The organism is Vibrio sp. IB15, from assembly GCF_016406055.1.
Classification (GTDB): Bacteria; Pseudomonadota; Gammaproteobacteria; order Enterobacterales; family Vibrionaceae; genus Vibrio; species Vibrio chagasii.
The window spans coordinates 85,009-110,531 of record NZ_JAEFCE010000004.1 but is presented as its reverse complement, the minus strand read 5'-3'; the positions used below and the strand labels follow the sequence as shown (position 1 = coordinate 110,531).

Below are 25,523 nucleotides of genomic sequence, written 5' to 3'. Positions count from 1 at the left end.
GATGGACTTAGATATTTTATTTCGTAACTCGTCGTCGAAAATGAAATCGTCGGTTCAAGCGACAGACTTGGTTGTTTCTGACGACAGCACGCTAACTGCATCGATCCAAGATCTTTACGCAATCGAAGGCTTTCCCAAACCTATTGAGGTGACCGATATTGATTTAGACGGTGCTTGGAATCAGTCAAACATCAAGCTGAACCATGTTGTATTGGACCTTCGCAGTGCACCAAACGTAATAGAGCAAGTCTCTGAGATTTCGGTTCGACTGGATGTGAACATCTCTTTACTCGTTCTATGTGATGTTGACTCGATAAAGCTGCGTAACCAAGTGCACGCTTTAGGTGCGACGTATGTGCTGTGGGATTCTGAGCTTGATGCGTTACTTGCGGCAATTAAGTCTACGCAAGAGGGTGAAAGCACCGTTAAAAAAACGCGTGTTGCTAAGCGTATTTTAGTACTCGGAACCAAGGGTGGGATTGGCATTTCATATGTGAGTTCAGTCTTGGCTCACTCTTTGGCTGAACAAGCGAATTTAAAAACGCTTTTAGTCGATCATGACTCAGGGGCTTTGAATAGCGACATCTATATCGGTGTGAAAGGCTTAAAAGCTAAACACAACAGTATCGATTTGAATCAAATTGATATCGACAGTGCCATCGCCAAGACCTACGTACACCCGGTGAAAGACAAGCTTGATTATTTGGTGTTAGAGAAGAACGTCGCTTGTCTCTCTGATCACGCGTCGACGCTCTACAACCTTTCTAATCAACTGATTGATCAATATAACTTTATTATCGATTCAGCGCCGTTGTCTTGTTACGAAGAAATGCACGATCAGGAATTGTCAGATAAGTACCATCGCATCTTTATTGTTTGTGAACCGTCGGTGTCTTCATTGCGCTCTTATAACTCTTTGAAGAAAAAGATAGGTAAATCCGAACACCAAATCATTTTCAATTTAAATAGGCCGGCAAAGGACTTTATGGTGACACTCGCTAGCGCTAAAGAGCGGATCAAAGCCAAGGACAGCATTGACTTCATGTATGAGCCGTCGCTCGAGAAGATGGTGGTCCAGCAAGGCATCAATGAGTTGCTTAAATCCAAGTCCTCGTCTGCTGTGCTGAGTATAGTCGCGACATTGACGGGTAAGAAAATTAAACCTAAATCACGCTTTAGTTTGTTTAGAAAATGAATCAATTAAAAGAAATCTACATTCAACTTCGCGATGAGATTTTCGATGCGTTGGATGCGGCGTCACTCGTCGAAATTAGTAATCAAGAGCTTGAAGAGCAGCTTAAAGACTCCGTAAATATCTTGATCGACAAGAAGCAGTTGCAAGTCAGCTCCTTGAAACGGGTCGATTTGGTTAAGGCACTGCTAGATGAGCTTAAAGGCTTGGGACCACTGCAAGCCTTGATCGATAACGATGATATCTCGGATATTATGATCAATGGACCTTCGGATATCTTCATTGAAATCAATGGCAAGGTAGAACAGTCGCCAATTCAATTTGTTAACGAGAAGCAGTTAAACACTATAGCTAAGCGGATCGCCTCTAACGTAGGGCGCCGTATTGATGAATCTAAGCCACTTTGTGACGCACGCTTAATGGATGGTAGCCGTGTCAACATCGTAATACCTCCGCTGGCGATTGATGGTACTTCTATTTCTATTCGTAAGTTCAAAGAGCAGAAAATTAAGCTCGAGAACCTTGCAGAGTTTGGTGCTATGTCTGTTGAGATGGCCAAGCTTTTGTCGATTGCTAGCCACTGTAAATGCAACATATTGATCTCTGGTGGTACAGGTTCAGGTAAAACAACGCTACTCAATGCGTTATCTGGTTTCATCGGTGAAGGCGAACGTATCGTTACCATAGAGGATGCTGCCGAATTGCAGCTTCAAAAGCCGCATATCGTTAGGCTTGAAACTCGACAAGCCAGCGTTGAAGGAACGGGTGAAATTACCGCGCGCGATCTCGTGATCAACGCTCTTCGTATGCGCCCAGACAGAATCATTGTTGGTGAGTGTCGTGGCGGAGAAGCGTTCGAGATGCTTCAAGCGATGAATACCGGTCATGATGGGTCTATGTCGACATTGCACGCCAATACACCACGCGACGCGATTGCTCGTACTGAGAGCATGGTGATGATGGCAACCGCTAGCCTGCCGATATCTGCAATACGCAGAACCATCGTTAGTGCAGTAGACCTGATTGTTCAGGTAAAGCGTCTTCATGATGGCAGCCGTAAGGTGATGTACATTTCGGAAATCATAGGAATGGAAGGGGATAGCGTTGTGATGGAAGATATTTTTCGTTACGAGGCGAGCTCTGATTTTAAAGATGGGAAAATGGTCGGTGAGTTCAGGACCCCCGGTTTATCAACCCGCTCTGTCATTTATGAACGTGCTAAGTTTTTCGGGCTAGAGCAAGCGGTCAGGGAGATCTTCTCATGACATTCATTCTGATTGCGTCATGGAGCGCGTTGCTGATCTACTTCCTTATTCATCGCTCTCGTCAAAACAAAAAGTTGAGTAGCTTGATCGAGATGGAGGCTGAATTCGAAGGGGTAAAAGGCGTTCGAGCTGTTATTGATTCTCAGCAGTTTGAAGAGAGCTACAAAGCCAGGTTCCGGAAAAGCTATAAGAAGATGGTCAAGGTATTTCAGCCTAATATGTCGCTGAAGCTTATTTTGTTTGTCTGTGTTTCTGCGTCAGCGGTGTATGCCATCAATGAGTTCTTCTTAAGACAGGATTACCCTGTTTGCCTGATGATCGCTGAGCCCGTTTTGTTCTTCGTTTTCTATAACAAGCTCAAACAGAGACAGATGGACCGGTTTAAAACTAATTTTCCAGATGCCTTAAATATTCTGAGCGGGGCGATATCTTCTGGGCAAAGTATTATCCATGCATTCGAATATGTTGGTAAGCAGCTTGATAACGAGGTAGGTAAAGAGTTCAAATTTATGGCTGAGCGCCTACTGATAGGTGAGGCCCCTGACGACGTACTTGAACGAAGCAGCAATACATTCCCTTATTTAGAATATTTTTTCTTCGCTTCAACAATCCGAATCAACCTAGCACGAGGTGGTCAGCTGAAAGATGTCATCAACAAAATTAACCGACTCATGTTTGATTCGAGAGCGGTAGAGAAGAAAAAGAATGCGCTGACCTCTGAAGCGCGCGCATCAGCAAAAATTATTGCTTGCTTACCAGTAATATTCCTGATCATTTTAAAGTTCACCAGCCCAGAGAACTACAGCTTCGTGATGTTCGAAGAGGCTGGTCAGCCGATTTTTTATTACGTTCTAGTAAGTGAGCTGCTCGGGTTCTTTTGCATTTGGCTGATATTGCGGGGTGTTAACTAATGGACATGAAAACCCTGGGTATTTGGGGCGTGATATTTGTAGTTTCAATGGTGCTTGCCACGTACTGCTTGCGATTTTGGGACAACACCAGAGCAAATATTGAAACCCGAAGAATTATTGGTTCGACACGCGAAGAAAAGAAGCGAACCGACTTATTTAAATCGATATTATTTCGAATCAGTTTTAATAAAGATGAAACTAAACGCAAGTTAGTAGCGGCGGGTTTTTATAGTGACTTTCTCGCCGATGCTTATTACCTCCTTAAAATCGTTCCTTTTAGTATCTGCTTGATTCTTATTGGCTTTGATTTTTATAGCGGAGAAACCGAAGTACTGTTTTCTTTGTTGTATTTATTGGGCGCGTTATTAGCGTTTGTTATTGCCCCTGATGCTTATGTGTCTACTCGGGGGAAAGCCAATATTAAACACATTAGTTCGAGGCTACCTTTTTTACTCGACTTGATGAATGTGTGTGTTCATACCGGGATGACTATCGAATCGAGCCTGGAATACTTAGCTAAGGAACTTCATTCTATTGATAGCAATCTTGCTCATGTTGTCCGAGTTACGGTGGAACGTTCACGCCTTGTTGGTTTGGAAAAGGCGCTAGAGGAGTTTTACGACCTTGTACCAACCAGTGAATCGCAAAGCTTTGTGATGACCATGGTGCAGAGCTTGCAGTTTGGTTCATCTGTAGGCCCTGTGCTGGCAACGCTAGCGACTGATATCAGAGAATTGAACATGATGGATCTGGAAGAAAGAATTGGGAAGATGGGGGCAAAAATGTCCATCCCTCTGATTGCTTTTATCATGGTTCCTATTGTTGTTCTCATTGCTGCCCCAGGTATTTTAAGGATGTTGATGTGATTAAAAAGTATTTATTTATCACTGTGCTCTTCGCTTTACTTTCTGGTTGTACAACCGTGAATAATCAACTTGAGACCAAAGAACAACTACTCATAGGGGCCGGCGATTCGCAGAAACTTATCGAGTTCTACAAAGCAAACATACAATCTGACCCTATATATAAAGTAAAACTCGTTAACCTGTATTTAGACCTAAAGGATATCAAGTCGGCGGAGCTATATCGCAATACCTATAGCGAGAGCAACCTTGATAACCCGGAATACATACTAACTAATGCTCGAATTTACTATCAGAAAAAGAACTTTGAACGCGCGCTAGAAGAGCTAAATAAATACCGCGACGAAGGAGGTACCGAATATGAGTATCAACTTTTAACCGGAAAAATTTTGGCTCAGCAGAAGCAGTTTGTCAAAGCCATCGAACACTTTGAAGAGAGTCGTAAACAAGGTGCATCTGATAGAGAGGCCGGTAATAACATTGCCGTGGTGAAAATAATGCAGGCTAATTATTTAGGTGCGACGGACATTTTATATGACCTATACCTTTCGAATCCTAATGATCAAAGAGTGAGCTCTAACTTGATTCTTTCTTCAGTTAAATCTCAAAGGCCAGATATCGCGCTCGAGGTTTTGAAACATTCAAATAGTGATGAACAAGCGCGTAAGCAACTTAAAGCGTTAATGATGTCAATATCTAAAAGCGGAGGGAAGAATATCGTGACACAGTCAACAATAGAGATGGAACAACAGCTTATTGGCTCTCAAGTGAATTCAGGTGGCTTTGTTGCCCCAACATCACGTGTGAGCAAGCTTGATGCTACCAAAGACTTTCAAGCGTCTAAACACAATGTCGGTGGTTCTGTACTTGATCCTAGAAAGCTTAAACCAAACGCAAAGCCTATTTATCGCGTACAAGTTTTGGCAACGTACACTGCAATTCCTTCAGACTTTTTGAATTATTTGAAAACAAACTATGGCGCTGTGTATTCCTATACACATGGGCTGTGGAAGCGCTACTGCATAGGTGATTTCAATGACCTAGATGAAGCCAAGGCGTTTCTGAATAGCATTGATATTAAAGGAGCATTTGTTGTTGATTACACCAAGAAAAGGTATGTCCGTTTATGAGATCGTTTAAACGTAAGCAAAAGGGAGCATTAACGGTTGAAGTCGCTATGGGTATTCCAATTTTCCTCGCGATTGTCTTCGGGTGGGTTGAGATCTGTATTTTGACGTTTTCAATGAGTATGACTGACCACGCATTAACAACGGCAGTGATGAGAACCAAAAAAGCGGGTGACTCGAGTAGTAGTCAATCGATTAACTACGGGCAAATGATCAAAGATGAGTTGGACAAAGCCGGTGGAGCGCTATGGAGCAACGTCGTTAAAGAGGGTAGCGTCATCATTCATGTGAACTATTTCCGAGACTACGAAGGTTTTCTGAAATGCACGGACAACTATGCTACTGCAGATAAGTGTCCGGATAAGAAAGATGAACCAGAAGACATGGCACTTGCAGTTTACGCTTTGGAATACACTTACGATCCCATTGTGTCTATTTGGTTCCCAGATATGCCGATAAAGCGCGAAGTTATTACGATCCAAGAGTATGAAAGATGCTCTTTCAAAATTGGTCAGGGGGCAGGTTGTGCAAGTTAAACAAAAAGGATCGTTTGCGGTTGAACTGGCGATGGTGCTTGTCTTTGCTTCTGGCATTTTCTTAGTTGTAGTGAACCACATGCTAGCGATTAACAAGAAAGGCCAATTGGACAGAGCTACATATTCAATGACCACGATTTTCGCAGAGCGGAAGCAGTTATTTAACGCCAAGATGGATATTTGCGCAGGTGATTGCAGGAAAACAGAACATAACGCCTTTGCAATTGCTTCGGCTTCGATGAAGCGGATGATTCCGAACTTTGACAAAACCAAATTCGGAATGCGAATTGATGAGATAAGGCTCGAAGAGGCTGCCGTTTCTGGAGGTAAATTGAACTACCGAAGGGTTCAAAAGACGCTAACCAAAGGAAACATACAAGGTTGTGACTTTCCTGACATGAGCGATATCACCAAAGAAAAAGCGATTGAAATGCTTCCCGTCACTTCCAGAGGGCGCAGATTACCCATGTATCAGGTTTCATTGTGCTACGAAATCCCAACAAACCTGATTGGTATCGCGAACGGTGAGGTTTTCCGTCTTGTGAGTTCTTCTTATTCATTTGCGAGGGTTTAAGGTGCGTTCAATAAAAAGAAATAAGGGAGTCGCGGGTATTTTGTTCGTCGGCCTGTTACCGATGATGGTTATTTTTATGGCGTTTTCGATGCAGATGTCGCAACAGATGCTTGCACATACAAGGTTACTGGAAGCGGCAGAGGTAGCTAGCCTAGCGCTTATCGCAAGCCCTAGAGAGGATGAAGAGAACAACGTTAAGTATGCACGCTACTTAGTGGATCGTTATGTTGTCGATAATACAGATGATGTCGATGTAGCGGTGTATACCAGTATATGTGAGTACAAGGATGGTTGTGTACAAGCAAGTGGTGAGCTCGCACCGTTCAGCGACTTTGTGGTGAGGGCGACGGCCAAATACACGTCTTGGATTGCATACGAAGACGTGAATTTAAAGCCTGAGTTTTCAGTCAGTGGCCGAGCTGTGACGCGCAAATATCTTCCTCAGCCAGTAGACGTTTACTTTATTGGTGACTTCAGTGGTTCTATGGGTAACCCATGGAAGAACGGAAAAATGAAGTTAGATGTCGTGAAAGAAACCATTAAGCGAGTCGTCGATGACATTGAGGAGTTTAATTCGGAGGAAAAAAGCCGAGTTGCTTTGCTCGGGTACAACCCGCTCCATGTTAAACAGTCTGACGAGATAGTAAGACTTAACGCTTATGGCTATCGTGCTTTATGGCGAAAGAAACATGCTTATGACTACGCTCGGAACTCTCCTGCGACAACGGTTAGACGAATGTTTGATGAACCAACCTTGTATAACGAGATTATAGAGCCATCGCATGGAATGAGTCGATACGAAGTAGAGCGACTTTATAAGCGAAACAATGATTTTGATGATTACTTCAAGTTTTACGATATTCCACTGACTGAGGATTATGACAATTTTCGAGCTCAGTTAATGAGTGCTCAGTTGAAAGCTGGTGGAGGTACCTCTTCTTGGAACGGAATCATTGCTGCAGCACAAGAAGCCAATAAGGCGACTAACCTTAACCCTGAACAGGTGTTTATTGTGTTATCCGATGGTAGCGATAGCGACGAAACCTACTTACAGAAATTGGTGGATCGGGGGTTATGTAAAAAGCTGCGCTCAACCATTTCAGCTAAAAGAAATCGTTTCCAGAGTAATGCACCAACTGAAGCTGAGAAAACAAAAGTGACAATGGGTGTTATTGGTATCAACTATCGCGTCCAAGCAAGTGATGGCTTTGGAGACTGCTTCGGCAAGAAAAACATTTATCACGCCAAAGATGGTGAAGATGTGTACAAGTATATTTTGAATTTGATTAATGAAGAAACAGGAAAACTTAAGGATTAACATGAGATACCTAGTGATTATTTCTATGATGCTGCTCTCTCCAGTTGGCTATGCGAATTGCTTGGGCAATGTCGATGAATATATAACATCGACCAAGTTGGTCTCTTCTCATGTTGTGACGACTCAAGTAACGGGTAGATTGTTAGAGCGTGATGAAATACCGCAGAATGAGCTACTCAATAAAGAGAGTGAGGTGATCCAAATCGCGGCTCAAGACGATGTGTGTTTCTATGACAAAGCGACACAATCTCTAGTACTTAATTATCCAATCAACGTGTATAAGTTGGATGAAAGTCATAAACAAGTACTGGAACAATACCTAAGCTTAGTCGACGATAAATCAAAGATTTTTATTGAAGGCCATGCTGACAGTCTTGGTAGTGAAAGCTACAACAAAGCGCTTTCATCACGTCGTGCGGGGCAAGTGACTAGCTATTTAAAGGAAGATCTTCGCCAAGGAACTCGCATCGTTGAATATGCGTATGGCGAAAGCGCACCCATTTGTAAGGTTGCGGACAACAAGGCAACAGGTTGCAATCGACGAGTTGTCATCACCGTTAAGTCATAATGGGCTTTGTTTTCATTGTCTGTGTTTTTATTCTGTGGGCTGCAGCCTTGAGTGGTGTATAACGAAACTCAAATAAAACAAAAGGGAGCCAATGTTGGCTCCCTTTTTAGTCTTATTATATCTGTGAATCACTACACCGCTAAGCAACTAAACCATAGGTTCTGGTTGATCTTGAATTGACTCTGAGGGAGTAAGATATTCGCACAGCTCTTCGTATGGGATAGGGCGTGAGAAGTAGTAGCCTTGCATCAAATCACAGCCGCAAGCTTTGAGGATAGCAAAGTGTTCGCTTGATTCCACACCTTCCGCTAACACCACCATTCCGAAGTTCTTACCGATAGCAATGATGTTTTGCACCATGGTTAGCGACTGCTGGTCTACTGCAATATTCTCAATGAAGCTTTTATCGATTTTAAGCTCGTCGATAGGCAGTGCTTTCAACATACTCAATGATGAATAGCCAGTACCGAAATCATCTAAAGAGATCTTAATGTGGTTCTGTTTGAGGCCTTCGAAAATTGGTTTCACTAACGTGACATCTTCAATGAACAAGCTTTCAGTGATTTCTAGTGTCAAACAGCTTGGTGAGAACTGGTATTTCTCAAGCGTGGCTAACAGGTGTTCAGAGAACGATTTATGAGAGAACTGGCGCACCGAGATGTTGATCGATAACCCGATCTCTTGCTCGGTCGTTCTATGCAAATGAGCGATTTGCATGATACTTGACTCGATTATAAACGTGCCGAGTTTATGCATTAAGCCAGTGCTCTCCGCGACGGGGATAAACACATCGGGTGGAACAAAACCTAACTCGTCATCAACCCAGCGCACAAGAGCCTCAACACCGTCAATACTCTCATCTGTCCGTACTAAAGGTTGGAAAGCCATGAATAGTGTTTGCTTCTCGATAGCAATACGCAGCCTTTGTTCGACTTTCATCTTGTAGAGGTGAGCGTCTTGCATTGCTGTAGTGAAAATGCTGTATGAGTTTTGCTGCTGTTTGGCTTTGTACATTGAGATGTCCGCAGAGCGAAGCAGGCTATCAAGGTCTTTACCATGCTCAGGGAAACGTGCAATTCCGATGCTACAGCCTAATAGGAATTGAGAGTTTTGCACTTCATAGGGTTGAGATAGCACCTCAATGATACGCTCTGCGAGTCGTTTAATTTCAGACTCACTGGTTATTGGAGTTAAAAACAGAAACTCGTCGCTCGATTCACGCACCAAGAGGCTCAATCGAGAGCGGAATCGCATTAAACGCAGCGCTATTTGTTTAAGAACCTTGTCACCAAAATCATGCCCGTGCGTATCGTTGACGCATTTAAAGTTATCGATATCGATGAACAGCAGTGAGAATTGCTCTGACTCACTTGCCACCCATTTATCGATGTTCTTACGCATGTATAAACGGTTTGGCAGTGTAGTGAGAGGGTCGTGGTTCGCTTGGTAGATAAGTTGACTACGAGTGCGCTGCTCATTCTTGGCAATAGACTTAACCAAAATGTAGAAACCACACTGGATCAAAATAAAAATAATGAAAAGAATGCCAAACTCTTCGATAAACACGGTATCGACGTGTGCAAGGTCGGTGCGACCAACGACCCAAAGTTTGTAATCGGGTAGGTATTTAGCACTGAGTAGAGAGTGATACTTATCATCACTGACAAAAAATGAGTAGGTCTCTTTTCCCGTTTTCGCTTCTTGCACAGTAGCGCTGACTTGCTCTGAAAAGTTAGTGCTCACGCGCTGTAGCAGGTCACTGCCTACTGGTTTTAAGTAAGCATCAAGAGACTCGATGTCACTAGAGAAAAATTGACGGTACTTATCTTGTCTTAACAAGGTCAGTGTATTGTAACTTCCAGCATGTGCGTTGTTTTCAAATACTATAGTGCTGTCTAAGCGCAACCCTGCAGTCATTACGGCATCAATGGTTTTACCATCCACTGAAATCGATTTTCTTAACGGGATGACTAGGCTATCTAGGGACTTTTGAAAATAGGTACGCCCTAGAACCATCTTGTCACTTGAAAGCGCTTCTAGAAAGGAGTCTCGAGTTTGTGGAAGCTCAAGTAAGTTGTCTTGGTCTGCCAGTTTGAGGTTTGAGCTAACAGATAAGTAATCGCCCTGTGTGTTAAGCAAGCCAAATGCAGCAATCGCTGGATGAGTCTCAAGCAATTTATCCAATATTGGACGAATTTGAATAGCGGCAGTACGAGTGAAGTCAGACTGTTGAGCCAGTTGGTGTCCAACGACTTCTAAGAGTGCCTCTTGGCTTGTGAGTAGTGAACTGACCGAGCTCGAAAACAGCTCGACTTGAATATGCTGCTGCTCAATGAAGTCTTCTCTATTGGCTTGCCATTTTGTTACACCTAGCACAGTGAAAAGTATCAAGGTGAGCAGTACGACTAGAGCGTACAGCGACCAGATATTTTTCTTAAATAGAGCCATGGAATGCCTTTTTGGGTTACGACTTTGAACAGAGTGCACGAGACAAACTATTGAGCGCCAATATGATGTATTAAGCTTGTAAGACACATCGATAATGACTAATGATTAAATAGTGTAACGACTAGGTATCGGGATTCTTGAGTAAAAAATTAACATTTATATCAACAATAATGGTTAGTGTTTGATTAATAGAATTTTATTGTTGGCTCATTGCTGAGAGTTTAGCCGAGAGCCGTTACGATATAATAACAAAGTGCTTACCCATGTTAGGAGTAAGCTCATTATGCATGCGGAGTATATTCTAATAGTGGCAGTAAGCGAAGTTGAATTACTGCTTTGTTACGGCGATGGGCAGGCTTTCGTTCGCGCCCCATTCTGTCCATGAGCCATCGTAAATTCCCATTTCATCCGAGTATCCCGCCAATTTTGCGGCTAATAAAATGATGCAGGCAGTCACACCTGAACCACAGCTAAAGAACATTGGTTGAGTTGGCGCTAAGTCCAGCGTAGAAAAGATTTCTACAAGCTCGCTCTGTGGTTTCAACTTACCATTGTTCAGCACTTGTGCGAATGGTAGACAAACTGAGTTTGGGATATGCCCGCTGCGTAATCCAGCTCTTGGCTCAGGCACTTCTGAATCGAAACGAGCTTGAGATCGTGCATCTAGAATATTGGCACTCTTGTTCTCTGAATAGCTTAGGACTTGCTTGGCATCTACAAAGTAGTTGTCTTGAATGTTGCCTTCGAAATTGCCCAGCGTGACTTCAGCTCTGTACGATGTGTCTGTTGCGTAACCCGCATCAATCCATGCAGGTAAGCCGCCATCTAAGATGTAAACATCCTGATGTCCCATTGCCATAAACATCCACCAAGCGCGAGGCGAAGCGAAAGTACCCGAGTTATCGTAAACCACAATGGTGCTGTCTTGGTTGATACCAATTTCACGTGCACGAGTGTTGAAGTGTTTTTCGGAAGGGAACGTGTGAGGGAGTAGGGTATGTTTGTTGCTGAAGTCTTTGTCGTAGTCGAAACGAATTGCCCCAGGAATCATTTTTCCTTTGATCTTTTCAGACTCACTTGGAATTTGAAATTCGATACTGGCGTCTAAGATGATGATGTTGTCTTGCTCTAACAAACGTTGTTGAAGTTGTTCTGGTGAAATGAGTGGCTGATTCATTCTTATTGTATCCATTCTTGTTGTAGTTATAGCTGTTGTTATATGACGGCTAAGGTGCAGCTCTACAGTGGATAAACTGATAGCTGCTTTGTCCGGTGATTTGGTTACTTAATGTATCAAGCGAGACCACAGAATCAATAGGGCAGTCTGTGGTCGGCGCAATGGATACGCGAAATACACTGTTGTCTTGAGTTTGAACCGTAAGATACCGCCTGTGTCCATCTAATGACTGAGTGAGTGTATTCGAAATCACTTTGGCTTCAATGCGCTGCCCAGTTTGTGAAGTCAGTGGAAAGTAAGCAAGAGCAACTAATACGCCGACACCGCACATTAAGATAAATAGACCTATTTTTAACTGTTTCATGAGAGTAAGTCTTTGAAGGTTATCTTGAAAATATAAGTTAGATTCGAAATAAAGTGAATGAACGCCTATCAGATAATTTTCAGTGTTATTGGTTTGAAACGATCAAAAAAGTGAGCATTGCTGCTCACTTTTAGTTGCTGATATTCGAAACTAAACTTTCATTACCACACGATCTGAGAGTTGCTGCTCGATACTACTTTTTGTAGAGGTGGTTGCCCATCGTAAAACCAAATCTCAACGAGAAGTGAATCGTGGTTGACTGGGCTCGCGAAGTTAGAGGCGAACACACCATTGTTTAATGATCCTGCAATCACTTTGCTTGAGTAGTCCGGTTTCAATGTCGAGTCGTCACGAGTACTAAAACGGCTATACACGGTAACAAATGAACGGCCTGTTGAAATACTACTGATATCGATGTCGATATCAAACTGCTCTACAGAGCTGTAATCAAAACCATCGGGTACCACTAAATCACTCATAGTATAAGTTGGTTCCGCTGCTGCACTGGCTACTGGAGACGGAGATGGCGTTGCAGTTACTGGCGTTGCAGGTGTCGCCGGTGATGATGGTGAAGGAGAATCAGTGCTGCCACCACCGCCACCTCCGCCCCCACCACAACCTGCAAGTAGGAGTGGGGCTGTAGCTAAAACTACGGTCATTGTTTTCTTCATGTTCCAAGAGCTTTGTGCAGACATATTATTTTCCTTAGAGAGGTTGCTTCTCAACTCAACGTTATGATGTTCGCGATTATGTTTATCTTTGATACTCATGACGTCTCTCCTTATGGCTCGTAACATTGGTTGTCTGCTGGTGATGTGTACCAAGTTTGGTTATTGTCACCACCTGACTCTGCCCACTGCTTAAACTCTGGGTAAGCAGTTACGATATCCACGTATTCTTGTGGCCATTCCCACTCTTCTGTTGACGTGATAATCAGTGCCCAAGGGTGGTTTTCTGCTGTTTTGAAATATTTACCTGTTGCTGGGTCGCTATCGTCAACACCGATTCCAGAATCAAATAGATTCACTGTGTCAAAGGCCTCGGTTGGTGCTTGGTCTGGCAAGTGAACTTCCCAACTACGTCCTGGGTGCATCGGTAGGTTGTCGCCGTGATAGTAGCCCGGTGTTGCAAAAATGAAGGGGTCGTAAGGCATGTCTGTCCACGACGCAGTACTCACACCGTCGCCTGATAAGTTGATACCGATTTGGAATGCGAACTGTTCATCTTCTTTACAAGCGTTGCTTGTGCGGTAGAAGGCGCATGAAGTATTCGCTTTTTCAGACAAGTCTTCAGCGGCGATAAAGATAGCTTCACTACGACCGTCTTCCATACCTAAATCGGTGAATACGCCATTGTGTTTCATGTATGAGTTAACGGTATCTACCGAGCTTGGTGCAAGGTTTGGTAGGCGAATCGCAAAGCCATTTTTGTAGGTTGCCCCCACAGCCGCTAGGCGACCATCGATGGTAGACTTAACAACCTTACCGTCTTTTAAGATCTCAGTGATGCGATACATGATAACGGCATCATTCATGTCATAGTCGGCTTTATAAGGCCAATTGTCTTCATACGCTAGGGTGGCGTAGCCAGAAGCACTTGGGAAGTAACGAGCCGTTGCGCCATCATTAAGAACATCGACTTGAATATCGACCACCTCACCAGAGGTAGAACCACCAAAGTAGCTCAGGTTAGTTTGTTGGCTGAATCTGAATCGAGCCCAAGTGGTACCCGTTAAGGCATTAATATCGACATTTAAGAATAAGTCGTTCTCACCGGCCGCCAATAAATAATCGGTAAAGACTTGTTCGTTGGCGCCGTCGAAGCTGCCGTCTTGGTTCCAATCTATCCAAGCTGAAAGATAGCCCGTTGTTGAAGCTTCAATAATTACCTTCGAATCGAGGCCAGCTTCAAGTGCGGTTACGAAGCCGATACCACCATTCGTCCATTCGTCATCAATGCCGACGCTTTCATCCGATTGTGGGGAAACGTATCCATCCAGATCTGCATCTGGTGCATCTGTCCCTAACCATGTGACACCATCGAGTTCATGTCGAGGACCATTACTCGCTAGTAGAGTTAGGTAGCTGTCTGGCGCGTCACCGAAGTCGATGTTTGAATCTTCATCAACAACAGGTGCGTTGGCACAACGAGCACCATCGTTTTGACCAGAAGCTGGGCCATTCGAAACAAATTCAACGGCTGGAACAATACCTGCCGCGATATTGGCAGCGTTGTCTGGAGACAGGTTGATACGGTAAATTTTACCGTCTTGATTTCGCGATACGTAGTAGTAGCCATTGACATCAAAATAGCCAGCACCGAACGTACCTAACTCGCCGGTGTCGCCGATGTAGGTTTCGGCACCAGTTGTAGGGTTGAAGCTGTATAAGCCACCAGAGTTATTATCGATACCATATAGAGAGCCATCGCCTGGGTGGAAAGCGAAATCAGTTAATTTCACTGTTGCTGGGCTGCCTGCGATTTTGTTAACGGTAACTGTCGCATTTGGATCAGAATCTAAAGGTGATAGATCAACTGTGAAGAGCCCTTTACCAGTGCGGTACAGGTAGTAAACATGATCGTAAACGTCACCCACATAGAAGGTATGGTCTGTTGGCAGTCCACTGGTGTTGATGACTTCTGCTTGGAAATCCTTGCCTAGGCGCACCAAACGTTTGTTGGTGGTGTCATAACCGTATATGTATCTGTCTTCGAAATCAAAACCGACACCGTTAATGTTAGCGTTCATCCCCGTGTCGTCTTCGAGAAGGGTCGTTGAACCAGTCACTAGGTTAACGCCCCAAACTTGCACAGGGGTGGATTGAAAAAGGTATGCCTTACTCGGGCAAGTATCGAATGGCGCTGCGTTGGCGACTAGGGGTGCACTTAATAGCAAACTTAACGTTGTAATTCTCATATCTGCATCCTTGTGATGGAAGGTCTAGATACTTGATCAAGTAATGTGCCATTTTTAAGCTGTTGATTTTAATGATTTCTATTTTTGATAATTCAAGTTTTTGTTGTTTTCTCAAAATGAGAATTCAAATGAAACTAATCTCTTAATAACTATTTCAATTTGATAACCTTGAGTAGAAGCTAAACTTCAGACATAAAAAAGCCCTGACTTATCGTCAAGGCTTAGGTTCTCGATAGGGGGATATGGTTTAGTCTATCCACACACTGAACAATTAGGCATCTTCATTAAATTCATTTCACGCCAGCTGTGAGACATGGCATCGAGAATCAAAAGTTTGCCTTGTTTTGGTTGTCCAAACTTAGCGATAACTTTGATCGCTTCCAAAGCCTGAGCCGCGCCCACCATGCCAACAACAGGCGCCATCACACCAGCTTCAACACAGCTTAGTGCTGCGTTGCCGAACAGAGCGCTCAAACACTGGTAACAAGGTGCATTTTCTTCTTGATAAGTGAATACGCTAATCTGACCTTCCATGCGAATCGCAGCACCAGAAACTAAAGGCGTTTTAGATGCGTAACATAAGCGGTTCAATTGATTGCGCGTTTCAACGTTGTCGCTGGCATCAAGTACTAACGAATGCGCTTCAATGAGCTTTGCTAGTGCCTCGTCATCAAGTCTGTGGTCGACCGTTTCAACTCTAAGGTGTGGGTTTAACACCTGTAATGATTCAGCGGCTGAAACGACTTTCTTCCTACCAATATCAGCATCGGTGTGAAGCACTTGTCGTTGCAAGTTTGAAAGCTCAACAATATCATCGTCGATCAATGTCAGCTTACCAATGCCTGCAGTCGCAAGGTATTGAGCAGAGGCGCAGCCTAAGCCACCTGCACCTAACACCAAAATCGAGCTCTGTTTCAGCGCTTCTTGACCCTCAAAATCAAACTGCTTGAGAATGATCTGGCGGTTATAGCGAAGCATTTCCGCATCAGACAAAATTTCCATCAGCAAGCCTCGTTAGTAAAGCGTCGAGTTAAACAGTTGAATCTGAACCGTTTCACCGACTTCAACACGACCACGTTCACGCTCTAGTACCACAAAGCAGTTTGCTAAGCTCATTGAGCGGAAAGCGCCAGAGCTTTGGTTACCTGTTGTTTCTACGACAAATTGACCGTTTTCAATCGAGTAGATTCCACGTTGGTAATCAGTACGGCCAGGGCCTTTTTTGAATGCAGACTTAGTTGTTGCAGGAATAGATTCTGGCGCTGTCCACGCAGTATGACCGGCAAGTTTCGCCAGCATAGGTTGAACCAACACGTACATCGTCATCATTGCAGACACTGGGTTACCCGGAAGGCCACAGAACCAAGTGTTGTCTAACTCACCGAATGCGAATGGTTTACCCGGTTTGATTGCTAGTTTCCAAAAGCCGATTTCGCCAAGCTCTTCGAGAATGTCTTTGGTGTAATCCGCTTCGCCGACACTTACGCCACCGGAAGTGACAACTACGTCTGCCAATTCTTGCGCTTTTACAAAGGTTTCTTTAAGCGTTGCAGGGCAATCAGGGATAATACCTAGGTCAATGGCTTCGCAACCAAACGCTTCAATCAGTGGTTTGATACCGTAGCGGTTGCTGTCGTAGATCTGACCATCTTCAAGAGGCTGACCTAGCGGTTTTAGCTCATCGCCAGTAGAGAAGAAAGCGACTTTCGGTTTGTGTGCAACAATCACATGGCTCACACCAAGTGAAGCGATCATTGGAATGTCACGAGGCGTTAAACGTTCACCTCGGCTAAGAACGATGTCACCTTGCTTAATGTCGTCACCCGTAGGGCGAATGTTATTATTCAGTTTGATGTCGTCTTGCTGAATCTCAATGCCTGCATCGGTTTCACGAGTATTTTCTTGCATGATGACTGCATCACAACCTTCCGGGATTTTAGCGCCTGTCATAATGCGAATACAGGTGTTTGCTGGCCATTCGCCTTCAAATGGCTGACCCGCAAAAGACTTACCCGCCAATGGCAGTACTTTACCATTCTCTAGGTCAGCTAAACGCAGCGCGTAACCGTCCATTGCTGAGTTATCAAAAGGAGGTACAAAAATAGGGGAGAGTATGTCTTCAGCAAGAACGTAGCCCAATGCATCTGCCAATGGCAGAGTTAGAGTCGTTTGAATAGGTTTGATTGGTGACAGCAGCTTATCTAGTGCTTCTTCAATTGGCATTAAGCCCGGAGCGTCGCAACAGCCCATAATTGAAATCCTTTGATCGTTATTGTTTTGATTTTGTGGTTGGCAATGGTGGTTCAATAATGATTAAAACACGCTTTTCGTCAACGAAATTGAAGCCACTTTAGCACAGTTTAGCCCCCGTAAATAATGACCTCCCTTAAAATATGGGTGTATTTATTCAAAATTCCGAGTATCCTTGTCTGCCATCCAGAAGGGGTAACAAAAGAGGAAGTTCAATGTCAGGTCTTAGCGAATCAGCGAAGTTGGTTAAAGATGCGCTAGCAAGCCGCGGTTTAGAGACGCCAATGAGTCCTAACCAGGTTAGCCGAGAAGAGAAAAAGGAACGAATCGAACACCATATGCGTGAGATTCTCACTCTACTCGAACTTGATCTTACGGATGATAGTCTGGAAGAAACACCACACCGCATTGCCAAAATGTATGTGGATGAGATTTTCTCTGGTTTAGATTACGCAAATTTCCCTAAAATTACCGTAATTGAAAACAAGATGGGCGTTCGTGAAATGGTACGTGTAAAAGACATTACCGTGACCAGTACTTGTGAGCACCATTTAGTGACGATTGATGGTAAGACTGCGGTCGCTTACATCCCTCGTGGTAAAATTATTGGTCTGTCTAAGATCAACCGTATCGTACGTTTCTTTGCTCAGCGTCCACAAGTTCAAGAGCGTATGACTCAACAGATCCTTGTCGCTTTGCAAACTTTACTTGAAACAGAAGATGTTGCTGTAACCATGGATGCGGTTCACTACTGCGTTAAATCGCGCGGCGTGATGGACGCAACCAGCGAAACCACCACCACAGCACTGGGCGGTATCTTCAAATCTAACCCAGCGACACGTCACGAGTTCTTACACGGTCTGCGTTAATCGCCTGTGATGTGATAAGCACGATTTAGCCTCAGTAAATCGGTAAACAAGATTCTAAGCCTCGCTCTCAGCGGGGCTTTTTTGTACCTGTAATATGAGTTTTCAGGAGCGTGGATAGGAGATCCCCGACTCAGTCGTTCCTCCTTCTCGGGGATGACGGAGAAGATCGGTTTGCTCATAAGAGAAAATACGAGGGTGGAGGTTCAGTTTGTATTCTATTGTCAGCCTTTTAGAAGCACGCGCTGCCGATCTTGCAGAGTGAGCGACTTAGTCATATTCGTCATTCCCTAAAGCGAGGGACGAGTGTAGTAGGGAATCTGATGTCCAGGAGGAATTGTGGGAAAGGTGGTTGGAAAGAGATGCGCTCTACACAGTGCAAAGCGCAAATTTGATTTTAGCTGGTGGAGTGCTTATGACAGGTTAAACAAACGCTTTAAGCTATGAATAAAACCGGACGGCTTATTCTCTGTTTGATAGATGTTCAAGCCATCGTAGAAACTCGCCATGAACTCAACACGGATTTCATCGTCTGTGCTTCTTGATAACCGAGACAGTAGCTTGGCGGTCGCTGCCGCGTGATCATTGGCTAGGCTGTAATCCATACCTAGTCGTCCTTGAATGAACAACCATAAATGCGTCACCAACTTTAACTGCTGAGAGTTAGAGTTTTGAAACTTGTCACCATGCTCACTGCCTACCGTATTGTCGAAGACACTTTGCATCGCTTCACTAGCGTCTTTATTACTCTCAAAACGATAGCTAGTATCGATATGCTCTTTGGTCAGTAGGCCAAGCAGTGTCTGACGTGCTGAATTATCAGGCTTATTCTCACAAGCGTGTTTAAACAGAGCGTGGTTTTCGTCAATAAAAGACGAGAGCTCTTTCTCAAAGCCTATTGCAATCGCAGTTACTGAATCTAAACCTGACTCTTTCAAGCAAACGTGAAGTTTGGTTTTAGCTTGTTGGTTTTCTTCAAGCTTTTGTTGGTTACTAGTTGGAAGCTCAGTCATTACTCTGTAGCTCTTCCCACGTAATTTCTGCTGATTGCGTGTCGCTATTCACGAATGCAGAGTTGCCTGTCAGCATAACTGAAAGGTCCATGGTGCGTTCTGTCATTGCAGCCAATTGCTCAATACCATCATTGTCTAGACGAACAATTTGGGCTTTAAGGTAACCGAATTTACCTTTGTTCTGCTCCCACCAAACGTTTGATTTAGTGTTGAAGCTGAACACACGAACAGACTTTGATAGGCGAGTGGCTTTCTTAACACGTTCAGCGTCAGGTTCGCCCACATCGATCCACTCAAGGATCTGGTCATCTAAAGACTTCTGCCATAAATCAGGTTCTTCGATAGTCGACAACCCTTTAGTAAATTGAAGCTCCGGTGAAGCATTGATACAAAATGCCATGATACGAGCCATCATACGCTGTTCTGTTTCAGAAGGATGCTGTGCAATCGTTAGATTAAAAGAGTCGTAATAGTCGCGGTTCATATCAGTTAAAGAGATACGAAACTTGTAGATTGTCGGTTTGAGAGCCATATGATGTCAGGGTTCCAATCGGATGAGGTGTCTATAGCTGTACCAATGAGTTTTTTGAAATCACAGACTATAGGTAAGTTGCGCATAGTATAAACGAAGTAGAGCAGTTAGCTAGCAAGATGAGGCTTTTGTTACACCATAATTATTTTAAGCACTTATGGTGAACTAACAAGGAAGAACACGGGTTCAATTTAGGTGGTTATGACGTAAGCGTTTAACGATTATGTGGCTGAGAAGTGAGCGCTCCTGAGTCATACAAAAGAATTGATGAAGTGTAAGTAAACACGAAGTGCCAACAATTAAGGTAGTGGCACTTCTTGGTAAGTCTAGATTATTGTTAACTAATATTAATTACGTGTCGCTGTAAATGGCACGAATTCATTTTGCTCTAAACCATTGGGACCTGAGCATCTCACTTTTCCTGCTATGTAATCATCAGAAATATATGTTATTTCATAGGCTGCATCATAGAATGAACTGTCTTTAGCGACGATTTTATTATTTTTTAAAGACATTCTAGCCTCGCAAAAGTAGCCTGAATTGAAGGATATACCAAGTATACCATTTCTTAATACGCCGAGTTTCGGATTTGAGCTTGTACCTCCTTTCAGCGAGACATTCATGGTATACGAGCCACGGCGGTCTCTAAAGCGCTGATAAGCACTAGAATCAACCAAACCCTGTCCAAGGCCTGTCAGCGGCGAATATTTTAGTTGACCACTTTCAGTAACGAAAACCAGTTCCTCAATGTTGTCACCGTTAAGATCTACCATTGAAAAACTCTTGATATCTTCATTCGGCAAAAGTTCTCTAGGTTCACCTAACATAGAACCTGAAGCAACAGCGGCTACTGAAAATAAAGTGGCAATAGAAAGGGTAAATATTGTTCTTTTCATACTAATGTACTCATTTTATTGATGTTTTTTATTAGATTATTCATTTGGTAGCATATCAAGATTGGCGTGTGGATTGAAGATGAATTTATAAAATGAATGCTTAATGCTTGATCTTTAACACACATGTATAACGTTCGTTGTATATTCGTATTCTCAGTACAATTTTCTAGGTTTTCTAGGAATAACAAGCAGGGGTTAAAGTGAGTGCAAGTAAAAACAAAAATACTGACCATATGAGGATTTCTTACTTTTGAGTCAGTTGTGAGGGTGTCGAATATTTTTACTGTGCTGGCGACCAAATGTAATGAACTAGGCTTAGTTTTACGTGGTGGTTAAGTGATGAATATTGAGGTGAACTTTAGATGTTAGATAAAGGAGCTTCGACCTAGTAGCGGCTTTGACCAGAGGTTTTCGTTTGGTTTTTTGTTCTCCGGGCTATGGTTTGGTCTCAGCGCATAATGCCTTGTCTTAATTGTCACTCAAACGATTGGCCGGGTAAAAAAATAGCCAGCAGAGGCTGGCTATTTTTAGAAAGCTTTAAAATACTAAATTAAAGTACTTTGATGCTGTCAGCTTGTGGGCCTTTTTGACCTTGAGATACTACGAACTCAACTTTTTGGCCTTCAGCAAGAGTTTTGAAACCTTCGCCAGTGATTGCAGAGAAATGTGCAAATACGTCTGGACCGTTTTCTTGTTGAATGAAACCGAAGCCTTTAGTTTCGTTGAACCATTTTACTGTACCAGTAACTGTGTTAGACATGATGTTATCCCTAAAATTAATTTTTATAGTGAGCCAATTGTGGCACTGATAGCGTGGAAAAGTTTATTGCTATTGCGTACAACACAACGGGGTTACTAGTAATCCAACGAAATGTTTATATACAAAGAACTTTCTTTCTAGCCGGAATCGAGTCTAAATCAAATCAGGGGATAGTCAATCGAATACATAGGGAAAGGTTGCAGAAACTTGGAGGTAGTCAAACTTTGCATTCCTTAAATATCATGTAGTTACAGTTGTATGGTGATTTCTTGTCGTTTTTGTGAAAAACATAGGTAAGTTTGATGACAAAATTAGAGTGGTTGCACGGTTTTGGTTCGTTCTGCTTTGAGACAATAAAGCCGTTAAACTGCTTTGAACCCCAGTATTTAACGGCTTTATTTATAAAATCATCGTCTTCTTATTTAGGTGCCATTCTTACTTTTTCAATCGATAAAGATTGCCGTTGTCAGTGCTAAAATAAATGTCGCCGTTTGGTGAAGTTTCTATGTCTCTTATTCGTTCACCTAACTCTTCTAGTAGGCGCTCTTCTTTTGTTGCCTCACCTTGTTCATTGACCGTTACCACATTGATATGAGTAAGCTTAAGTGCCCCCGCTAACAGTTTCCCTTTTAGTTCAGGAAACTTATTCCCTTGATAAACCACTAAGCTGCCAGGTGCAATTGAGGGGATGTAGACCTTTTTAGGCGCTTCGATGCCTTCTTTGGTTTCCGAATCACCAACGCTGATAGGGCCCCAATACTCTTTACCATGTGATGTGACAGGCCACCCGTAGTTGGCTCCCGCTTTTATTAGGTTAATCTCATCACCGCCACGAGGGCCGTGCTCAATAGACCAAAGCTTCTGACTTGGGAAGTCGTAGAACAGTCCTTGCGGGTTGCGGTGACCGAAACTCCAAATCTCGTCGAGAACCTTGTCGTTATTTACGAATGGGTTATCGCTTGGTGTGCTCCCGTCAGCATTTAGCCGCAATATCGAACCAGCATGGGTTAGGGTGTTTTGACCGTTGTCTCGGTCACCACGGTCGCCAATGGAAAAGTAGATGTGGTTATCATCGAAGGTAATGCGGCTTCCAAAGTGACGACCTGTGTCGGTTCTCGATTCTGAAACGAATACATCCTGCCAATTAGACACTTCACCATTTTGGTAATCAGCAGAAGCGAGAGTGGTTACTCCTTCATCATCGATGTTTTTGCTATAAGTGATATAGAGTCTGTTTTCTTCAAAGGGCGAAAAGGTGATATCCAACGCTCCGCCTTGACCCTTTGCCCACACATTGGGAAGCCTGAACAGTGTGCTCTGGTCACCGGTTTTCAGATCAACATGTTTGATCACACCTTCTTTTTCTGTGACTAGCATGGATCCTTCGTCTACATAGGCAAGTCCCCATGGAATCACAAGTCCATCGGTTATCTTCTCAGCTTGCCAAGCAAAGGCTATTGTTGAGGCAAGGGGACCAGACACAACAAGTATCAAAGCTGAGGTGAGGATACGGTGATAAGTGTTCATTGAAGTCCCTTCATTGTTGCGATCTAGTGTTAGTCTAGCGTGTGTCAGCGATAGGCGGAAAGTTAAGGTGTGTGAAAAGTGACTATTCACATATTTAGTCCAGCCAGTGTTGTATGGTGATACGAGCTAACGTATGTTTACTCTGCGACAGTCCAATCGATCCTTTCTGAGCACCATGAATATCATACCTGCAACATTCTCTCTATCTTCTATATCTCTATGTTGTGAGGTTGATAAACCAAACCTTTTAACTACGTGTACAGCCTCATGAGCCGTCGATTTGATTTTAAGTCGATCTTACTGGCGTGTTTGGTCATCAGTATCGGTCAACTCAGTATGGGGTTGGTGTTTCCTTCTTTACCCTGGATTGCAAAGGATTTTGATGTATCGCTAGAACAAGCCCAGCTGTTAGTGAGTGTCTACCTGCTAGGTTTCGGACCTTCGCAGTTTGTTTATGGCCCAATTTCAGATGCTTTAGGGCGTAAAAAGGTACTATTGAGTGGCTTACTACTCGCCATGCTTGGTTTGCTGATGATCATCTTCTTCAGCCACTCTTTTACCAGTATGGTGATGGGACGATTCCTGCAGGGATTAGGCACGGGCTGTTGTGCTGTACTGGCTCGCGCTTCCACACGAGACAGATTCAACGGTGCTGACTTACCATTAGCGATGTCTTACATTGCGATGGTTGCGTCGATTACACCTCTTATTGCCCCCGTCATTGGTGGCTTTATCAACTTCCACTTTGGCTGGAGTATGGTGTTCATCTCGCTGCTTGGCTATGTCTCATTAGCTTGGGTCGTATTGGCGTTTAAATTCAAAGAAACCGTTGTACAGATGTCGCCGATTCCCTCACCGAAGAAAATGGCATCGCAATACAAAGAGCTACTCACTTCTCGCTACTTTATGAGCTTTGCGAGCATTGGCTGGCTTAACTTTAGTCTCATGATCACCACAGTATCGGTGATGCCATTCATCATGCAGAACCAAATAGGAATGACATCCGATGAATACGCGATGTGGGCGGTTATTCCTGCGTTGGGTATGCTTGGCGGGACAAGTTTGTGTAACCGTATCCGTCCAATGTTAGGTAATAAGAAAACACTGTTATGCACGCCTGTGTTACACATCTCTGCTGCGTTGTGGCTTTTCTTCTGTCCACTTGAACCTTTGTATCTAATGATTGGTCAGTTTTTAATGATACTCGGTAATGGTATTGCGCTTCCTTGTGCTCAAGCTTTGGTGATGCTGCCTTACAAGAAGAATGCAGGCGCGGCGGCTGCGATGTCGGGCGGTGGTCAAATGGTTGTGTCTTCGATTGTCAGTATGGGGCTGGTTAAGCTTGGCCTAGGAGAGGCATGGCATTTATCACTGGTCATTGCGTTATTCACTGTGATTACGTTGTTTAATATCCTTCGAGGTTTTAGTAGCCAAGAAGCCAGAGACGCACAGCTTAGCTAGTCAAATTAGCTAGCGAACTCAAATTAAAAAGGCCATTGAAGTGATGAATTTCAATGGCCTTTTTAATGTTCAGCGTTTTGGTTTAACTTGCCAGAATATTGGCTATTCGCAGACCACGGCGACTTTCTCGCTTGCGGCTGTTTTGGCTGGAACCGGGTGGTCGATCAGTCGGATCGGGGACTCATACAGTGCAGACAGTGCTTGTTCATCAAGTAACTTATCGGCGCTGCCTTCAAACGCAATCTGACCTTTCTTCAGAGCAACGATGTGTGTTGCGTAGCGCAGTGCAAGGTTCAAGTCGTGAAGAATCACGATAACACCAACGTCTTCCTTTTTGTTCAGCTCAGACAGTAAACCCATCAGTTGGAATTGGTGATGAACATCCAGTGCTGATGTTGGCTCATCGAGGATCAATACCGGAGACTGTTGAGCAAGCAACATAGAAACCCACGCACGTTGGCGTTCACCTCCGGACAAATCGTCCGCTAGCGCCTGTGAAAACTGAGCAACGCCCGTTCTCTCCATTGCTTGTTGGATGATGGATTTGTCTTCTGAGTTCCAACGACCTAACGCACCTCGCCAAGGAAAGCGCCCTAAACGAACCAGTTCTTCCACTGTTAAGCCTGCAGAAGCTGGGAGCTTTTGCGGCAAATACGCAATCCTCTTTGCTAAGTCTCTGCTTTTTAATGAAGAAAGAGATGCATTGTTTAATTCAATAGTGCCGTAGTCTGGTGACATCTGTCCTGAAAGCAAGTTAACCAATGTCGATTTACCAGAGCCATTGTGACCAAGAACTACCGTAAGCTCATTGGTCGGGATGGAAAGCTCGTCAATTGAGAGAATGGTTCGATCATCACGAACGATTTTGATGTTTGAAAGCTGAAACATGTCAGTCCTGTCTCTAGACCAATAAAGCTACTCAATAATAGCAGCCTTATTAGTCTCTAAAAGCAGCTTT

Annotated in this window: 24 protein-coding genes; 11 read left to right on the top strand and 13 right to left on the bottom strand. The window is 43.7% G+C overall.

Features of this window, described 5'->3' with window-relative positions; translation table 11 throughout:
• The first annotated feature begins 1 nt into the window (after position 1).
• From JC606_RS02710 to JC606_RS02670, 9 genes are read left to right on the top strand one after another with little or no spacing between them, the layout of a single operon-like run.
• Entirely contained in the window at positions 2 to 1,195 is a 1,194-nt protein-coding gene (locus tag JC606_RS02710) for an AAA family ATPase (protein ID WP_004737216.1), read from the top strand.
• On the top strand, positions 1,192 to 2,457 hold the full coding sequence (locus JC606_RS02705; RefSeq protein WP_198777847.1) for a CpaF family protein: 1,266 nt from the start codon (positions 1,192 to 1,194) through the stop codon (positions 2,455 to 2,457). The genes JC606_RS02710 and JC606_RS02705 overlap by 4 nt, the downstream gene beginning before the upstream one ends.
• Positions 2,454 to 3,368 (top strand): type II secretion system F family protein, encoded by a 915-nt coding sequence (locus JC606_RS02700; protein WP_137408758.1) that lies wholly within the window; start codon positions 2,454 to 2,456, stop codon positions 3,366 to 3,368. Before JC606_RS02705 ends, JC606_RS02700 begins: the two co-directional genes overlap by 4 nt.
• A complete protein-coding gene (locus JC606_RS02695; protein WP_198777845.1) occupies positions 3,368 to 4,234 on the top strand; it encodes a type II secretion system F family protein in 867 nt (288 codons plus the stop codon). Before JC606_RS02700 ends, JC606_RS02695 begins: the two co-directional genes overlap by 1 nt.
• Complete coding sequence (locus JC606_RS02690; RefSeq protein WP_198777843.1) at positions 4,231 to 5,361, top strand: tetratricopeptide repeat protein; 1,131 nt, start codon at positions 4,231 to 4,233, stop codon at positions 5,359 to 5,361. Before JC606_RS02695 ends, JC606_RS02690 begins: the two co-directional genes overlap by 4 nt.
• Positions 5,358 to 5,894, top strand: coding sequence for a TadE/TadG family type IV pilus assembly protein (locus JC606_RS02685; protein ID WP_198777841.1), 537 nt, complete (start codon positions 5,358 to 5,360; stop codon positions 5,892 to 5,894). The genes JC606_RS02690 and JC606_RS02685 overlap by 4 nt, the downstream gene beginning before the upstream one ends.
• On the top strand, positions 5,884 to 6,468 hold the full coding sequence (gene tadF / locus JC606_RS02680) for a tight adherence pilus pseudopilin TadF (RefSeq protein WP_102424796.1): 585 nt from the start codon (positions 5,884 to 5,886) through the stop codon (positions 6,466 to 6,468). Before JC606_RS02685 ends, tadF begins: the two co-directional genes overlap by 11 nt.
• Before the next feature lies 1 nt (position 6,469).
• Positions 6,470 to 7,786, top strand: a complete 1,317-nt coding sequence (locus JC606_RS02675) for a TadE/TadG family type IV pilus assembly protein (protein ID WP_198777839.1) — start codon at positions 6,470 to 6,472, stop codon at positions 7,784 to 7,786.
• A gap of 1 nt (position 7,787) precedes the next feature.
• Positions 7,788 to 8,354, top strand: coding sequence for an OmpA family protein (locus JC606_RS02670; protein ID WP_004737224.1), 567 nt, complete (start codon positions 7,788 to 7,790; stop codon positions 8,352 to 8,354).
• 147 nt (positions 8,355 to 8,501) lie between these two features.
• Here JC606_RS02670 and JC606_RS02665 read toward each other — a convergent pair whose 3' ends face one another.
• From JC606_RS02665 to moeA, 7 genes are all read right to left on the bottom strand, one after another.
• Positions 8,502 to 10,802 carry a putative bifunctional diguanylate cyclase/phosphodiesterase gene (locus JC606_RS02665; protein WP_004737225.1) on the bottom strand — a complete coding sequence of 767 codons (2,301 nt, stop codon included), beginning with the start codon at positions 10,800 to 10,802 and terminating at the stop codon, positions 8,502 to 8,504.
• 328 nt (positions 10,803 to 11,130) lie between these two features.
• Positions 11,131 to 11,979 (bottom strand): sulfurtransferase, encoded by an 849-nt coding sequence (locus JC606_RS02660; RefSeq protein ID WP_198777837.1) that lies wholly within the window; start codon positions 11,977 to 11,979, stop codon positions 11,131 to 11,133.
• Positions 11,980 to 12,028: 49 nt separating this feature from the next.
• The gene (locus tag JC606_RS02655; protein WP_198777835.1) at positions 12,029 to 12,343 is read right to left on the bottom strand and encodes a hypothetical protein; all 315 of its coding nucleotides are present in this window, start codon (positions 12,341 to 12,343) and stop codon (positions 12,029 to 12,031) included.
• A 161-nt stretch (positions 12,344 to 12,504) separates the two neighbouring features.
• Positions 12,505 to 13,113, bottom strand: coding sequence for a hypothetical protein (locus tag JC606_RS02650; RefSeq protein ID WP_198777833.1), 609 nt, complete (start codon positions 13,111 to 13,113; stop codon positions 12,505 to 12,507).
• An 11-nt stretch (positions 13,114 to 13,124) separates the two neighbouring features.
• Positions 13,125 to 15,260, bottom strand: a complete 2,136-nt coding sequence (locus JC606_RS02645; RefSeq protein WP_198777831.1) for an LruC domain-containing protein — start codon at positions 15,258 to 15,260, stop codon at positions 13,125 to 13,127.
• Between the two features lie 252 nt (positions 15,261 to 15,512).
• Entirely contained in the window at positions 15,513 to 16,262 is a 750-nt protein-coding gene (gene moeB, locus JC606_RS02640; RefSeq protein ID WP_198777829.1) for a molybdopterin-synthase adenylyltransferase MoeB, read from the bottom strand.
• A gap of 12 nt (positions 16,263 to 16,274) precedes the next feature.
• The gene (moeA, locus tag JC606_RS02635) at positions 16,275 to 17,510 is read right to left on the bottom strand and encodes a molybdopterin molybdotransferase MoeA (RefSeq protein WP_198777827.1); all 1,236 of its coding nucleotides are present in this window, start codon (positions 17,508 to 17,510) and stop codon (positions 16,275 to 16,277) included.
• A 215-nt stretch (positions 17,511 to 17,725) separates the two neighbouring features.
• On the opposite strand from moeA, the gene folE reads away from it, so the two are divergent.
• Positions 17,726 to 18,379, top strand: a complete 654-nt coding sequence (gene folE / locus JC606_RS02630) for a GTP cyclohydrolase I FolE (protein ID WP_004737232.1) — start codon at positions 17,726 to 17,728, stop codon at positions 18,377 to 18,379.
• Between the two features lie 410 nt (positions 18,380 to 18,789).
• Here folE and JC606_RS02625 read toward each other — a convergent pair whose 3' ends face one another.
• The 5 genes from JC606_RS02625 to JC606_RS02605 all read right to left on the bottom strand — a co-directional run bounded on the left by JC606_RS02625 (position 18,790) and on the right by JC606_RS02605 (position 23,104).
• Positions 18,790 to 19,389: a hypothetical protein gene (locus JC606_RS02625; protein WP_198777825.1), complete on the bottom strand. Its 600-nt coding sequence runs from the start codon at positions 19,387 to 19,389 to the stop codon at positions 18,790 to 18,792.
• Positions 19,382 to 19,921 carry a YaeQ family protein gene (locus JC606_RS02620; RefSeq protein ID WP_008216241.1) on the bottom strand — a complete coding sequence of 180 codons (540 nt, stop codon included), beginning with the start codon at positions 19,919 to 19,921 and terminating at the stop codon, positions 19,382 to 19,384. Before JC606_RS02620 ends, JC606_RS02625 begins: the two co-directional genes overlap by 8 nt.
• Positions 19,922 to 20,268: 347 nt before the next feature.
• Complete coding sequence (locus JC606_RS02615; RefSeq protein WP_102425219.1) at positions 20,269 to 20,817, bottom strand: hypothetical protein; 549 nt, start codon at positions 20,815 to 20,817, stop codon at positions 20,269 to 20,271.
• Between the two features lie 550 nt (positions 20,818 to 21,367).
• Entirely contained in the window at positions 21,368 to 21,577 is a 210-nt protein-coding gene (locus JC606_RS02610) for a cold-shock protein (protein ID WP_004737278.1), read from the bottom strand.
• Between the two features lie 435 nt (positions 21,578 to 22,012).
• On the bottom strand, positions 22,013 to 23,104 hold the full coding sequence (locus JC606_RS02605; RefSeq protein ID WP_198777823.1) for a PQQ-dependent sugar dehydrogenase: 1,092 nt from the start codon (positions 23,102 to 23,104) through the stop codon (positions 22,013 to 22,015).
• Between the two features lie 267 nt (positions 23,105 to 23,371).
• Between JC606_RS02605 and JC606_RS02600 the strand changes: the two genes are divergently transcribed.
• The gene (locus JC606_RS02600) at positions 23,372 to 24,565 is read left to right on the top strand and encodes a multidrug effflux MFS transporter (RefSeq protein WP_198777821.1); all 1,194 of its coding nucleotides are present in this window, start codon (positions 23,372 to 23,374) and stop codon (positions 24,563 to 24,565) included.
• A 102-nt stretch (positions 24,566 to 24,667) separates the two neighbouring features.
• Here JC606_RS02600 and JC606_RS02595 read toward each other — a convergent pair whose 3' ends face one another.
• Positions 24,668 to 25,453 (bottom strand): ABC transporter ATP-binding protein, encoded by a 786-nt coding sequence (locus JC606_RS02595; protein WP_198777819.1) that lies wholly within the window; start codon positions 25,451 to 25,453, stop codon positions 24,668 to 24,670.
• Positions 25,454 to 25,523 lie beyond the last annotated feature (70 nt).